Raw genomic sequence first — 12,244 nt, forward strand, 5'->3', positions numbered from 1 at the left:
ACACAGAGCATTGCCCAGGATTGCAGGAGGCCCCGCATGGCTGCGGTTGATCTGAGCACCCACCCCGGGCATCTCGCCCGGCGGCTGCAGCAGGCGCACACCCTGCTGTGGACCACGATGGTCTCGGAGGAGACCACGTCGCCGCAGTTCGCCGTGCTCAATGCCCTGGCCGAGAAGCCGGACATCGACCAGCGCACCCTGAGCGAGCATGTTCACCTGGACCGCTCGACCATCGCGGACCTGGTGGCGCGCCTCGGCAGGCGCGGACTGATGGAGCGGGTGCGCGACCCGCACGACGGCCGGCGCAACGTACTCAAACTCACGGACGAGGGCGCGGCGGTGCACCGCAAGCTGGTCACCCGGACGGCCCGGATGAACCGGGTGTTCCTAGCCCCCCTCGACGAGGGCGAGCAGGAAACGCTGCTGCGCCTGATCGGCCGGGTCGCCGACGCGGCGGAAGAGCTGCGGGCCCAGCCCGGCTCTCCTGTCACGACTCCAGAAGCGTCTTGAGAGCGGCGAGGCGCTCCTTCCAGAAGGCCTTGTACGCCGCCACCTCCGCAGCGTCCGCGAGCTTCGTGTGCTGGAGTGCCACCTGGGTCTTCGACTCGCCCTTGGGAGTGAAGCTGACGGAGAGCCGACTGTTCCCGTAGTCGGCCGACAGGGTCTTCCCCGCCCGGTGCGTACGCAGCGAAAACTCGCTCCCGGGAAGCCACCGGCGGCGTACGCCCGCATCGGTGAAGGCGGCCTCGCAGCGCGCGACCGGTGTTTCCACGGTTCTGCTGCCGCTCGTCTGCCAGTCACCGGTCGAAGACTGGCCGACCTCGCGCAGTCCGCGTTCCTGCTCGTATCCGACCGTGATCGACTGGGCGTACCACCCGTCCACGGCGAGGTCGTCGGTCAGGTGACGGGCGATCTCGGTGTGGGTGCGCCCGGCGGCGCCCCACGCGTCGAGGAGGGCGAACCACGCGTCCCAGTTCCGGCCGGTGGCGGCCTTCAGCACGTCGACCGACAGCTTCTCGGTGATCTTCTTGCCGGCGCCGGCGGAGCGGGTCATGGCGCCGACGCTAGAACGGGCGTGGCGCACCCGCAAGGCGGAAGTTTTCTGCGAGTTTCTGTTCGAGCGATGAGTTTCGCGCGGCCCCCGGGTCTACCCCTGCGAATGGCAACGACGAGAGAAGAGAGACACAGCTCATGCCTCAGATGATCTTTGTGAACCTGCCGGTGAAGAACCTCGACACCACGAAGTCCTTCTTCAGCAAGCTTGGGTACTCCTTCAACCCGCAGTTCAGTGATGACAAGACCGCCTGTCTGGTGATCAGCGACACGATCTTCGCCATGCTGCTCACCGAGCCGCGCTTCAAGGAGTTCACGAAGAAGGAGATCGCTGACACGAGCCGGACGACGGAGGTCCTGCTCGCGCTCAGTGCCGACAGCCGGGAGAAGGTCGACGAGATGGCCGACACGGCCCTCGCGTCCGGCGGATCCCCCGCGAACGAGCCCCTCGACCACGGCTTCATGTACGGCCGTTCCTTCCAGGACCCCGACGGTCACACGTGGGAGATCATCTGGATGGACCCGTCGGCGGTCGAGGGCGGCCAGGGCTGACGACCGGCCCCGGTCTGAAAGACGACGGAGGGCCTCAGGCTTCGGTTCTCACGAGGTGAGGCCCTCGTACGTCACCCCGGTGAGCTGCTCCGATGCCACCCACAGGCGCTCGCTCGCCACATCGTTTGTTGTCCACTTCGCGCGCCACGACTTCGTGGGCGCGCCCCGCCAGCCCTGGATCTTCGGCCCGGTGAACGAGTCGGGCTGTACGCCGGGTTCTGTCGCCGCGTACAGCGTCGGCAGGGCGCCGGACTCGGCGGGCTGGGCGATGATCCTGTTCCCCAGTGCCACGATCCGCTCGGCCGCCCTGCGCCCCTCCATCCGTACGCCCGCGCTCTGGAGGTTTGTGCTGGCATAACCGGGGTGGGCGGCCGCCGCGACGACGTCGGAACCGGCCGCGGCGAGGCGCGCGGCCAGCTCGTGGATGAAGAGCAGGTTCGCGGTCTTGGAGCGTCCGTACGCGATCCAGCGCCGGTACTTGCGCTCGCTGTTGAGGTCGCCGATGTCGATGTTGGACAGAGCGTGAAGGCCACTGGATACGGTCACCACGCGCGCTGCGGGCGTCCGCAGCAGGTGCGGGAGAAGCAGCCCGGTGAGGGCGAAGTGCCCGAGGTGATTGACGCCGAACTGCGTCTCGAAGCCGTCGGCGGTCCGTCCGTACGGGAGCGCCATGACGCCCGCGTTGTTGATGAGCAGGTCGAGGCGGTCGTACGCGTACGAGCCTGCGAAGTCCCGTATGGAGGACAGGTCCGCCAGGTCGAGTGGCGTGAACTCGACGAGCGCACCCGGGACTTCGCGCGTGATGCCCGCCGCGGCCTCCTTGCCGCGTTGCTCGCTGCGGCACGCGAGCACCACGCGTGCGCCGCGGCGGGCGAGTTCGCGCGCCGTGACGAGTCCGATGCCGCTGTTGGCCCCGGTGACCACGGCCGTACGGCCGCTCTGGTCGGGGATGTCGCTCGCTTTCCAGCCAGTCGTCATGGAGGTCAGCGTACGGCCGGACGATTCGTCAGGCGGAGGTGCCTCCGTCGATGACCAGGTCGCTGCCGACGACGGACGCGGCGTCGGCGGAGGCCAGGTACAGCACGGCGGCGGCGACCTCGTCGACCGTCGACACCCGGCCGAGCGGTGACTCGTCCTTCATGCGGACGGCGCGCTCCGCTTCACTCTCGCCGCGTCGCAGCGACATGGTGGTCGCGGCGGGGCCGGGGCTGACCGCGTTGATCCGGACGCCGTCCTGGATGTGGTCGACGGCTGCCGCACGGGTGAGGGCGGAGACGGCGGCCTTGGAAGCGATGTAGCCGGCGACGCCCGGGATGCGGCGGTGCGCGCCGAGGTTGGACGAGATGTTGACGATCGCGCCGCCGCCTTCCTGGGTGCGCATCGCATCGATCTCGGCCTGCATCGACAGGAGTACGCCCGTGACGTTGATGTCGAGGAGCGTGCGCCAGTCCTCCTCGGACAGTTCGGCGACGGGCCCGCCTCCCCGGAACACACCGGCGTTGTTCACGGCGACGTCGAGGCTTCCGAACCGCTCGACGCTCTCGCGAACGAGCGCCCGAACGTCCTCGGAACGGCTGACGTCGGCGGTGATCGCGACCGACGCGCCACCGCCGCCCGCCCGCTGTACCAGTGCGACGGTCTCGTCGAGGGTCGCGGCGCTGCGTCCGGTGGCGACGACGTTCGCGCCCTCGGCGGCGAAGGCGAGCGCGATGGCACGGCCGAGACCGGAGCCCGCACCAGTGACGAGGGCGGTCTTGCCGGAGAAGCGAGCAGTCATGGTCTGTCCGTCCTTATTCTTGAACGAGCGTTCTGTTATTAGAGCGTAAAAGAGACGCCCCAGGGGCGCCTGTGAAACGAGGTTGTCGGGTTCGGTGAGTCCAGGGATGCGGTCAGTCGAGAAGTGTCAGTGCCTGTTCGGCCGCGTCCCGCACCCTGGCCGGGTCGCTGGAAGCCTTCCCGACGACTCGCAGGCCCTGCATCAGCACGAGCAGCATGCGGGCGAGTGCCCGCGGATCGCGGTCCTCGGGCAGCTCGCCCTGTGCCTGTGCCCGTACGAGCGCGGAGTGCAGCAGGGTTTCGATGTTCTCCCAGCTCACCGCCACCCGGCGGGCCGCCGAGTCGTCGTGCGGGGCCAGCTCGGCGGCCGTGTTGGTGACGAAGCAGCCGGTCAGCCGTTCCGCGTCGGAGGCGGCCTCGGCGGCGAACCGCCGCATCACCGCGCGCACGGCCGGCAGTGCCGGGCCCGGCTGGGAAAGCTCGCCGAGCAGCTGCGGGTTGCGGGAGTCGGCGTACCGGTCGAGCGCCTTCAGGTAGAGCTCGTGCTTGCTGCCGAAGGTGGCGTAGATGCTGGCGCGGCCGATGCCGAGGTGCTCGACGAGGTCCGCCATGGTCGTCGCCTCGTAGCCGCACCGCCAGAACAGCTCCAGGGCTGCCTGCAGTGCGGCGTCGGGGTCGAATTCCTTGGTCCTTGCCACGTCCCGAACACTAGCCTTACTGGAACGATCGGTCAATTAACTCCGACGCGTACGGGGAACGTCTGCACAGCGACCGTGTCGTCGTCCAGACAGCGGCCCGTTTCCAGATCGAAGCGCTGCTTCAGGAGAGGCGACGCGACAAAGGGACGGCCGTTCGCGGATCCGATCAGACCGCGCGACAGCACCTGGGCGCCGGAGAACGGGTCACGGTTTTCGATGGCGTACGGGCGCCCCGCGCGGTCCGTGAACAGCGCGGCCTGACGGCCGTCGGGGAGCAGGGCCGCCACACCCCGTCCAGGGGTGAGGTCGGACAGGGCACAGGCGGTGAACCAGGAGTCGTCGTCGATACGCAGTTGCAGGGTCATCCCACTCGGGTCCCTTCGAGGGTGAGGAAGGTCAGGTCCGGCTTCATCTGGTCGCGCTCGGGAACGAACCGTACGGACGGGTCCGGCGCGTCGGGCGCGTTGACGAACGACACGAACCGGGACAGCCGCTCGGGGTCGTTGATCGTCTCGGCCCACTCGTCGCGGTAGCCGGACACGTGCGTGGCCATCAGGGCTTCCAGCTGCTCGCAGATGCCGAGCGAGTCGTGGACGACCACGTCCCTGAGGTGGTCCAGGCCGCCCTCCAGCCGCTCCAGCCAGGTGGAGGTGCGCTCCAGGCGGTCCGCGGTGCGGATGTAGAACATCAGGAACCGGTCGATGAGGCGCACGAGTTCCGCGTCCGACAGGTCCTGGGCGAGGAGATCCGCGTGACGCGGGGTCGCGCCGCCGTTGCCGCCGACGTACAGGTTCCAGCCGTTCGCGGTGGCGATCACACCGAAGTCCTTCGACTGCGCCTCGGCGCACTCGCGCGCGCATCCCGAGACCGCCGACTTCAGCTTGTGCGGCGCGCGCAGGCCCCGGTAGCGCAGCTCCAGGTCGATGGCCATCCGGACGCTGTCCTGGACGCCGTAACGGCACCACGTCTGTCCGACACAGGACTTCACCGTCCTGAGGGCCTTCCCGTAGGCGTGGCCGGACTCGAAACCGGCGTCCACCAGGCGCGTCCAGATCAGCGGAAGCTGCTCGACGCGGGCCCCGAAGAGGTCGATGCGCTGGCCGCCGGTGATCTTCGTGTAGAGGCCGAAGTCGCGGGCCACTTCGCCGATCACGATCAGTTTCTCGGGGGTGACCTCGCCACCGGGAATGCGCGGCACGATCGAGTACGAGCCGTTGCGCTGCATGTTGGCGAGGAAGTGGTCGTTGGTGTCCTGGAGGGCGGCCTGTTCGCCGTCGAGGATGTAGCCGTTGCTCAGGCTGGCCAGGATCGAGCCGACCGTCGGCTTGCAGATCTCGCAGCCGTCGCCGCCCCGGGCTTCCTCGCGGCCGTGCGAGTCGAGCAGCGCGGCGTACGACGTGATGCGCAGGGTGCGGACGATCTCGTACAGCTCCGAGCGCGTGTGCGGGAAGCAGCCGCACAGGCCCTTGTCGCCGGACTGGGGAAGCAGCTGGCCGATCAGCTTCACGCAGCTGCCGCAGCCCGTGCCCGCCTTGGTGCACTTCTTCACCTCGGGGAGCGACGAACAGGCGGTCACCTGCCCCTTGGTGACGTTGTGGCAGTTGCAGACCACCGCGTCGTCGGGGAGGGAGGACGGGCCGAGGGTGACCGAGCCGCCGCCCGCCGGCGCTATGAGCTGTTCCGGTGCGATGGGCGGTACGGAACCGGTGAGCGGCCGGAGCATCGCGTACGCGTCGGCATCGCCGACGAGCACGCCGCCGAGGAGTTCGCCGTCCGGGCTGACCACGAGCTTCTTGTAGACGCCGGAGCGCGAGTCGGAGTACGTGACGTCCAGGCAGCCCTCCGCGTGGCCGTGCGCGTCACCGAAGGACGCGACGTCCACACCGAGGAGCTTCAGCTTGGTGGACATGTCCGCACCGGTGAACGCCTTGGTCGCCTCCTCGGCCGTTCCCGCGATCGTTTCGGCGGCGGTCTCCGCCATCTCGTAACCGGGCGCGACAAGGCCGTACACCCGGCCGTCCACCGCCAGCGCGCACTCGCCGATCGCGAAGACCGCGGGGTCGGACGTACGGCACTGCTCGTCGACGGCGATGCCGCCCCGCTCGCCCACCGACAGGCCGCAGTCCCGGGCCAGCTGGTCGCGCGGCCGTACACCCGCCGAGAAGACGACGAGGTCGGTCTCCAGCGTCGAACCGTCCGAGAGGGACATGCCGTTCACCGCGCCGGCGTCGTCGGTGGTCACGGCCTGCGTACCGACGCCCGTGTGGACCTTAAGGCCCATGCCCTCGATCGTACGGAGAAGGGCCGCGCCGCCGCCCTCGTCGACCTGGACGGGCATCAGCCGGGGAGCGAACTCCACGACGTGCGTGGCGAGTCCGAGCCCGCTCAGCGCGCCCGCCGCCTCCAGGCCGAGCAGTCCGCCGCCCACGACCGCTCCCGTACGTGCTGTTTTCGCGTACGCCTCGATCGCGAGGAGGTCCTCAATGGTGCGGTAGACGAAGCACCCTTCCGCGTCCTTCCCGGGAACGGGTGGTACGAAGGGGTACGAACCAGTGGCGAGGACGAGCGTGTCGTAAGTGAAGGTCCGTCCGGCGCGCGAGGTGACCATCCGCGCCTCGCGGTCGATGGCCGTCGCCGGGTCGTCCAGGTGCAGCTCGATGCCGTGCTGGTCCATGAAGTCCGGCTCGCCGAGAGCGAGCTCGTCGGGGGTGCGGCCCGAGAAGTACGAGGTCAGCTGGACACGGTCGTACGCGGCTCGCGGCTCCTCGCACAGCACGACGACACGCGCCCGCTCGGTCACGCCCCGCTCGGCGAGAGCCTCCAGGAAGCGCTGGCCGACCATGCCGTGGCCGACGACCACGATCGTGGGTGGTGTGGACATCTCAGGCGCCTCCAAGCAGATGGAACAACGGGGTGGAGGGGAGCGGTTCGTCGCCCTCCCAGGTGCGGGCGAGTTCGCCGACGGCGCCGAGATCGCCAAGCAGGATGCCGCCGATCAGCCGGTCCCCGCGCACGACGACCTTGCGGTACGCGCCACGGGTGGCGTCGGCGAGGCGGACGACGTCGTCGCCGGGGAGCGGGTTCGTCTCGCCGAACGCGGCGAGGTCGAGCGGCCCGGAGCCCTTGCCGCCGGCCCTGAGGGTGAGGCGGGTGAGGGCGCGGGTGCCGGTGTAGCCGCCGATGCTCTGCGACCAGGCGTCGGCGGCAGCGGCGTGGCTGGACAGTGGGCTGACGGAGGGCGCGGTCCGAGGTGAGTCCAGCAGCAGTGAGGCCAGGATGTCGGCCTGTTCGAGTGCCGGGCCCGCGAGACCGTATACGCGGCCGTTGTGCTCCGCGCAGTCGCCGATGGCGCGGATGTGCGGGTCCGAGGTGCGCAGCTCGTCGTCCACGACGATGCCGTGGCGCACCTCCAGGCCCGCGGCCTGCGCGAGGCCGATTCGGGGGCGCACACCGCAAGCCAGGACGACGAGGTCGGCGTCGAGGGCGTAGCCGTCGGCGAGCTCGACGGCCCGCACGGTCCCGGCCCGCTCCCCGGCGTCGCAGCGCAGGCCGCGCACCCGGCACTCCGTGTGGACCTCGACGCCCAGCGTCTCCAGGTGGCCGCGCAGCAGCTCGCTCGCGGCCGGGTCGAGCTGGCGCTGCATGAGGTGTTCGCCCTGCTGGGCCAGTACGACCTGGGCGCCGCGCTCCGCGAGCGCGCGGGCCGCCGAGACGCCGAGGAGGCCACCGCCGATCACGACGGCGCGGGTGCCTTCGCGTACGGCGGCTGCCAGTGCCAGGCAGTCGTCCATCGTACGGAAGGGGTGGACGCCGTCGGGGAGGTCGGCGCCGAGGCCGCGCAGCGGCGGCAGGACGGGGTTGGAGCCGGTGGCGAGGACGAGTGTGCCGTACGGGACGACGCTGCCGTCGTCGCACTGCACCACCCGCTCGGCACGGTCGATACGGACCACGCGCACCCCGCGCCGTACCGGCGTCGCGGGCTGGGCGATGACCTCGGGGCCGTAGCGGCCGGCGAGGACCTCGGCGAGCAGCACCCTGTTGTAGGGGGCGTGCTCCTCTTCGCCGATGACGGTGACCTTGGGCCCCGTCGCTTCGGTCGCCTCGGTCGCCGGGGTGGGCTGACGGGTCAGCTGCCGGGCCAGCCGGGCACCCGCCGTCCCGCCGCCGATCACCACGATGTCCTTGCTCATGACCGCAGACTGCCGGGGCGGTGTTACCCGACCGCATCCCATCTGTTTCCCGCGGGGAACACTGCGCTCAGCGCACGGCGCACGGCGCTGTGAGGGGGAGCGGGGGACGGGGCGGCGGAGGCTGCCGAGGCTCAATACCCCTTCAGCCGATCCTCAAGGCCGTCTCAAGGCTCCCTCAAGGCCTCTTCACGGATCACCTTCCGGGCCGCTGACGTGGGCTTTCGGGGGCGCGACTGCGCGCATCCGGCACCTGTGCAACCGGTCGCAAGAGTCGCACCGGCGGCACCCCGGCGCCGGCCGCACCGGCGGCACCGGACCCGGCTTCGCCATCCGGAGGAAGCTCAGATGTCGCTCAGCCTTCCAACGATTGATGGACGCCACACCCATCCCCTCCCTAAGGTCGCGATCATGCCCGACATATCGCTGACCACGCTCGTTGTCCTGTGCCTCGCCGCCGCGGCGGCCGGCTGGATCGACGCGGTGGTGGGCGGTGGCGGGCTGCTGCTCCTGCCCGCTCTGCTGCTCGGTCTGCCGCACGTGCCCGCCGCGCACATCCTCGGCACCAACAAAGCGGTGGCCATCGTCGGCACTTCCGGTGCCGCGGTGACGTATCTACGCAAGGCGCCGGTGAAGGTCGGGACGGCCGTGCGGATCGGACTCGCGGCCCTCGCCGGCTCCATGACCGGGGCCTTCTTCGCCGCCGGGATCAGCAGCGACGTACTGCGCCCGGTCATCATGGTGGTGCTGCTCGGCGTCGCGGCCTTCGTGCTCCTGCGGCCCTCCTTCGGCCGCGCCGCCGACGACGACGCGAAGGTGCCGGTCACCCGGGCCCGTACCGTCACCGCGATCGTCCTCGTCGGCGGCGGCATCGGCTTCTACGACGGACTCTTCGGACCCGGCACCGGTACGTTCCTCGTTCTGGCGCTCACCGCCGTGCTCCACCTCGACCTGGTCACCGCCTCCGCCAACGCCAAGATCGTCAACGTCTGCACCAACGCCGGCGCGCTCGCGATGTTCGCGTACCAGGGAACGGTGCTGTGGCAGCTCGCCGCGCTGATGGCTCTCTTCAACCTCGCCGGCGCGATGGCGGGCGCGCGGATGGCTCTCAGGAAGGGAAGCGAGTTCGTGCGCGGGGTGCTGCTGGTCGTGGTCTTCTCGCTGGTCGCGAAGCTGGCGTTCGACCAGTGGACGTAGGGCGGCCGCGTCTAGCGCACCGCCGTCAGGTGCGCGTACGCCACCACGTTTCCCCGGTAACCGGTCTTCTCGGAGAACGTGCCTCCGCAGGTGATCACCCGCAGCTCGGCCTGCCCCGAGGCCGCGTACACCCGCTGCTCGGGGAAGTTCTCGCTGTCGTACGCCTCGATGGCATCGATCGTGAAGACGGCGGTACGCCCGTCCCTGCGCTCCACCTCGATGGTGTGGCCCCTGCGCAGCGCGCCGAGGTTGTAGAAGACGGCCGGCCCCCGCGCGTTGTCGACGTGCCCGGCGATGACCGACGTGCCCTCGGCGCCGGGCGGGGTGCCGTCCTTGTACCAGCCGGCGATGTTGCGGTTCCCGGCCGGCGGTACGTCGAGACTGCCGTCGGGGGCCAGGCCGAGACGCATGATGGGCGCGTCCACCCGGACGGCGGGTATCCGGATCCGTACGGGCTCGGAGGGCCGCAGCGGCTGCGTCGGCGGGACCGTACTCCTCGGGACGTGCTCGGACCCGGCGGCGAACGCTTCGGCGGACGACGGCCGGGGCGGGTCCTGACCTGCTGTGCCGTTCTGGATCAGCCAGACGCCGGTGCAGATGGCGATGGCGACGAGGCCGCCCTTCGTACGCCGGTCCGTCATCGCTGATCACACCTCCAGTGCAGTCCGGCCCGGCCGTACGCCCCGCGTGCCCCCGCCCGGCTCGGGGCCAGGGCGGAGGCACGGGGAACTCCGGCGGTACGGGTACGGGGCGGCCGGGGGCCGGCCCCGTCAGCGTTCCCGCGTGCCGCTCGCCCGGCGACGCAGGAGCATCCAGGTACCGCCGACGGCGGTCGCGGCCAGCACGGCCGCACCCGCCGCGATCTGGGTGGTGTCGGATCCCGCGGACCCGCCGACACCGGTCTTGACGTGGCCCGTGGGGTGCGTGGGCTTGTGGGTCGGGGTGTGGTGCGTGGGGCGAGGGTGCGTGGGTTGAGGGTGCGGGGGGCGAGCGTGCGTGGGTTCGTGCGACGAACCGGCGGTCACGGTCAGCGTGCCCTGGGCGGTGTTTCCGTTGTCGCAGGCCACCGCGATGTCGTGGGTTCCCGTCGGGGCGTCCGGGGGGAGCGTGAACTCCCCGGTGACGACCTCTTTGTGGGTGCCGGGCTGGAGAGGGAAGTCGCCCGCGCCGACGGAGTTGGCGTCGCCCGTGCCGCCGCTGTCGGAACCGCAGGCGGTGGTGTTCACCGTGATGGTCTCGCCGGGGCCGGCGGTCGCCGGATACACCTCCAGCGTGTGCTCCGGAGTGTCGTTCTCGGCGTACGCCGGACCTGCGCCGAGGCCGCCGAACGCGGCGGCCGCCAGCGCGGTACCGGTCAGCAGAAGTGCAGGGCGCATGGTGATCCTCCCGGAGGCGTCGGTACGGCACTCCCTCCGAGATAAGTGGCCGCACACGCGGGGCGCCTGCTGAGCGCGGGTCGGATTGCCTGCCCCCGGCTCCGCGCCACGCCGCGCGGGCGCTGCGTCCGCCCAGGTCAGCGCGGGGGCGAGAGGTGGTGAGGCGGTCACCCTGCCATTGCGCACCGAATGGGTGACGGACGGCCCTGCCGGGCGGGCTTTCCCCTACCCGCCCCTTCCCGAAACTGGGGGCAAGCCCCAGACCCCAGACAACACAGACGCCCTGCGGGCGTGTCCTCAAACGCCGGACGGGCCGACTTTGCAGCCAGGGCCGCAAAGCCGGCCCCTGCCGGGCACTATCCAGCCCCTCCGGCGTTTGAGGAGCGGGGTCTGGGGCGGAGCCCCAGCTACCCCCGGCTACTTCAGCCCGTCCGGCGTTTGAGGACCGGGGTCTGGGGCAGCGCCCCTCACGCGGCGGAGCCGCAAAGCGTCACAGCGGGAAGGGGCGGTAGGGAACGCGCCGCAGGCAACCCGCACCGCACCCGCGCCCGCACCGCCCCCGCACCGCACCCGCCCCCCTCAGACCGCCTCCCACGGCGTCGCCTCGTAAGCCGACATGACCGTCTTCATCAGCTCCTCGTCGACCGAGAACCCCGTCTCGTCGATACGCCGCACCGCGGCAATCCCCTGCGAGTTGGTAACGAACGCCGCCCGATACCCGGCCAGCCCGCCCACCGTCACCCGTCCCCGCACCGACGGCAGCCCGTACTCCGGGAGCCGGGCTTCGAGCAGGGCCATGGTGACGCCGTGCAGCGACGGCGCGTCGGGCCAGACGACCGAAGTGCCGTCGTAGAAAGCAACATTGGTGATCGCGCCCTCAGCGACGACCCCACCGGGCACCGTCAGCAGCGCGTCGTCGAATCCCGCGCGCCGCGCGAGGTGCCCGTAGTGGGTCTGGGCGAAGCTGCCCAGGTGTTTGATGTGCGGGAAGGGGCGTTCGTACGGGACCGACATCAGGGCCTGCGGCGCTGACGGCATGGTGGCGGGCGGCCGGACAGTCACCATGAGGGTGGCCGCCACGGCCCCCGGCGCCCAGAACACGTACACACGCACCGCGGCATCCCGCACCCCCGCCCCGTCGAGCGCATGCCGCACCCGTTCGCGCACCAGCTCGCCGTCGAGCCCGGTCCCGAACACCTCCTGGGTGGCAGCGTCGAGGCGCGCGAGGTGCAGGCGCAGTCCACGCACCCCGCCGTCCCTGACCTGCATGGCGGTGAAGTGGGCGTAGCCGCCGTAGAGGGTGGGGACGAGGAGGTCGTCCGCAGTGGCGGCCGTGCGGCCGTCGATCTCGATGTAGGGAGCGGCGGCGGGTGCGGGAGGTGTGGTGGCGGGTAGCCCCGCGCCT

13 protein-coding genes are annotated in these 12,244 nt (G+C 70.8%); 3 read left to right on the plus strand and 10 right to left on the minus strand.

Annotated features, from left to right (window positions below; genetic code table 11):
• Positions 1-36: 36 nt before the first annotated feature.
• Positions 37-510 (plus strand): MarR family winged helix-turn-helix transcriptional regulator, encoded by a 474-nt coding sequence (locus J7E89_RS34970; protein ID WP_214979606.1) that lies wholly within the window; start codon positions 37-39, stop codon positions 508-510.
• Here J7E89_RS34970 and J7E89_RS34975 read toward each other — a convergent pair.
• Positions 488-1,054, minus strand: coding sequence for a hypothetical protein (locus J7E89_RS34975; RefSeq protein WP_214979608.1), 567 nt, complete (start codon positions 1,052-1,054; stop codon positions 488-490). The two genes, J7E89_RS34970 and J7E89_RS34975, sit on opposite strands and share 23 nt — an antisense overlap.
• Positions 1,055-1,191: 137 nt before the next feature.
• Between J7E89_RS34975 and J7E89_RS34980 the strand changes: the two genes are divergently transcribed.
• The gene (locus J7E89_RS34980; protein WP_214979609.1) at positions 1,192-1,605 is read left to right on the plus strand and encodes a VOC family protein; all 414 of its coding nucleotides are present in this window, start codon (positions 1,192-1,194) and stop codon (positions 1,603-1,605) included.
• A gap of 48 nt (positions 1,606-1,653) precedes the next feature.
• Here the strand turns inward: J7E89_RS34980 and J7E89_RS34985 are convergent, their stop codons facing one another.
• The 6 genes from J7E89_RS34985 to J7E89_RS35010 form a co-directional block, all read right to left on the minus strand.
• Positions 1,654-2,583, minus strand: a complete 930-nt coding sequence (locus J7E89_RS34985; RefSeq protein ID WP_214979611.1) for an oxidoreductase — start codon at positions 2,581-2,583, stop codon at positions 1,654-1,656.
• A 28-nt stretch (positions 2,584-2,611) separates the two neighbouring features.
• The gene (locus J7E89_RS34990) at positions 2,612-3,382 is read right to left on the minus strand and encodes an SDR family NAD(P)-dependent oxidoreductase (protein ID WP_214979613.1); all 771 of its coding nucleotides are present in this window, start codon (positions 3,380-3,382) and stop codon (positions 2,612-2,614) included.
• A 112-nt stretch (positions 3,383-3,494) separates the two neighbouring features.
• The gene (locus tag J7E89_RS34995) at positions 3,495-4,079 is read right to left on the minus strand and encodes a TetR/AcrR family transcriptional regulator (RefSeq protein WP_214979615.1); all 585 of its coding nucleotides are present in this window, start codon (positions 4,077-4,079) and stop codon (positions 3,495-3,497) included.
• Positions 4,080-4,111: 32 nt separating this feature from the next.
• Complete coding sequence (gene nirD, locus J7E89_RS35000) at positions 4,112-4,444, minus strand: nitrite reductase small subunit NirD (RefSeq protein ID WP_214979617.1); 333 nt, start codon at positions 4,442-4,444, stop codon at positions 4,112-4,114.
• The gene (nirB, locus tag J7E89_RS35005) at positions 4,441-6,960 is read right to left on the minus strand and encodes a nitrite reductase large subunit NirB (RefSeq protein ID WP_214979619.1); all 2,520 of its coding nucleotides are present in this window, start codon (positions 6,958-6,960) and stop codon (positions 4,441-4,443) included. The genes nirD and nirB overlap by 4 nt, the downstream gene beginning before the upstream one ends.
• A 1-nt stretch (position 6,961) precedes the next feature.
• Positions 6,962-8,269 (minus strand): NAD(P)/FAD-dependent oxidoreductase, encoded by a 1,308-nt coding sequence (locus tag J7E89_RS35010; protein WP_214979621.1) that lies wholly within the window; start codon positions 8,267-8,269, stop codon positions 6,962-6,964.
• 408 nt (positions 8,270-8,677) lie between these two features.
• Here J7E89_RS35010 and J7E89_RS35015 point away from each other — a divergent pair, with 408 nt between their 5' ends.
• Positions 8,678-9,463, plus strand: coding sequence for a TSUP family transporter (locus J7E89_RS35015; protein WP_214979628.1), 786 nt, complete (start codon positions 8,678-8,680; stop codon positions 9,461-9,463).
• A gap of 11 nt (positions 9,464-9,474) precedes the next feature.
• Here the strand turns inward: J7E89_RS35015 and J7E89_RS35020 are convergent, their stop codons facing one another.
• The 3 genes from J7E89_RS35020 to J7E89_RS35030 form a co-directional block, all read right to left on the minus strand.
• Positions 9,475-10,104: a class F sortase gene (locus tag J7E89_RS35020; protein ID WP_214979629.1), complete on the minus strand. Its 630-nt coding sequence runs from the start codon at positions 10,102-10,104 to the stop codon at positions 9,475-9,477.
• 129 nt (positions 10,105-10,233) lie between these two features.
• Positions 10,234-10,839: a hypothetical protein gene (locus tag J7E89_RS35025; protein ID WP_214979631.1), complete on the minus strand. Its 606-nt coding sequence runs from the start codon at positions 10,837-10,839 to the stop codon at positions 10,234-10,236.
• A 579-nt stretch (positions 10,840-11,418) separates the two neighbouring features.
• A partial coding sequence (locus tag J7E89_RS35030; RefSeq protein ID WP_251061483.1) for an aminotransferase class IV occupies positions 11,419-12,244 on the minus strand: 826 nt, incomplete at its 5' end.

The organism is Streptomyces sp. ISL-100, from assembly GCF_018614615.1.
In the GTDB taxonomy this organism is placed as follows: domain Bacteria; phylum Actinomycetota; class Actinomycetes; order Streptomycetales; family Streptomycetaceae; genus Streptomyces.

What these genes read in the sequence shown, in the direction of transcription:
- J7E89_RS34970 (WP_214979606.1), top strand. Translation starts at nt 37, where the DNA reads ATGGCTGCGGTTGATCTGAGCACCCACCCCGGGCATCTCGCCCGGCGG.
- J7E89_RS34975 (WP_214979608.1), bottom strand. Translation starts at nt 1,054, where the DNA reads ATGACCCGCTCCGCCGGCGCCGGCAAGAAGATCACCGAGAAGCTGTCG.
- J7E89_RS34980 (WP_214979609.1), top strand. Translation starts at nt 1,192, where the DNA reads ATGCCTCAGATGATCTTTGTGAACCTGCCGGTGAAGAACCTCGACACC.
- J7E89_RS34985 (WP_214979611.1), bottom strand. Translation starts at nt 2,583, where the DNA reads ATGACGACTGGCTGGAAAGCGAGCGACATCCCCGACCAGAGCGGCCGT.
- J7E89_RS34990 (WP_214979613.1), bottom strand. Translation starts at nt 3,382, where the DNA reads ATGACTGCTCGCTTCTCCGGCAAGACCGCCCTCGTCACTGGTGCGGGC.
- nirD (WP_214979617.1), bottom strand. Translation starts at nt 4,444, where the DNA reads ATGACCCTGCAACTGCGTATCGACGACGACTCCTGGTTCACCGCCTGT.
- nirB (WP_214979619.1), bottom strand. Translation starts at nt 6,960, where the DNA reads ATGTCCACACCACCCACGATCGTGGTCGTCGGCCACGGCATGGTCGGC.
- J7E89_RS35010 (WP_214979621.1), bottom strand. Translation starts at nt 8,269, where the DNA reads ATGAGCAAGGACATCGTGGTGATCGGCGGCGGGACGGCGGGTGCCCGG.
- J7E89_RS35015 (WP_214979628.1), top strand. Translation starts at nt 8,678, where the DNA reads ATGCCCGACATATCGCTGACCACGCTCGTTGTCCTGTGCCTCGCCGCC.
- J7E89_RS35020 (WP_214979629.1), bottom strand. Translation starts at nt 10,104, where the DNA reads ATGACGGACCGGCGTACGAAGGGCGGCCTCGTCGCCATCGCCATCTGC.
- J7E89_RS35025 (WP_214979631.1), bottom strand. Translation starts at nt 10,839, where the DNA reads ATGCGCCCTGCACTTCTGCTGACCGGTACCGCGCTGGCGGCCGCCGCG.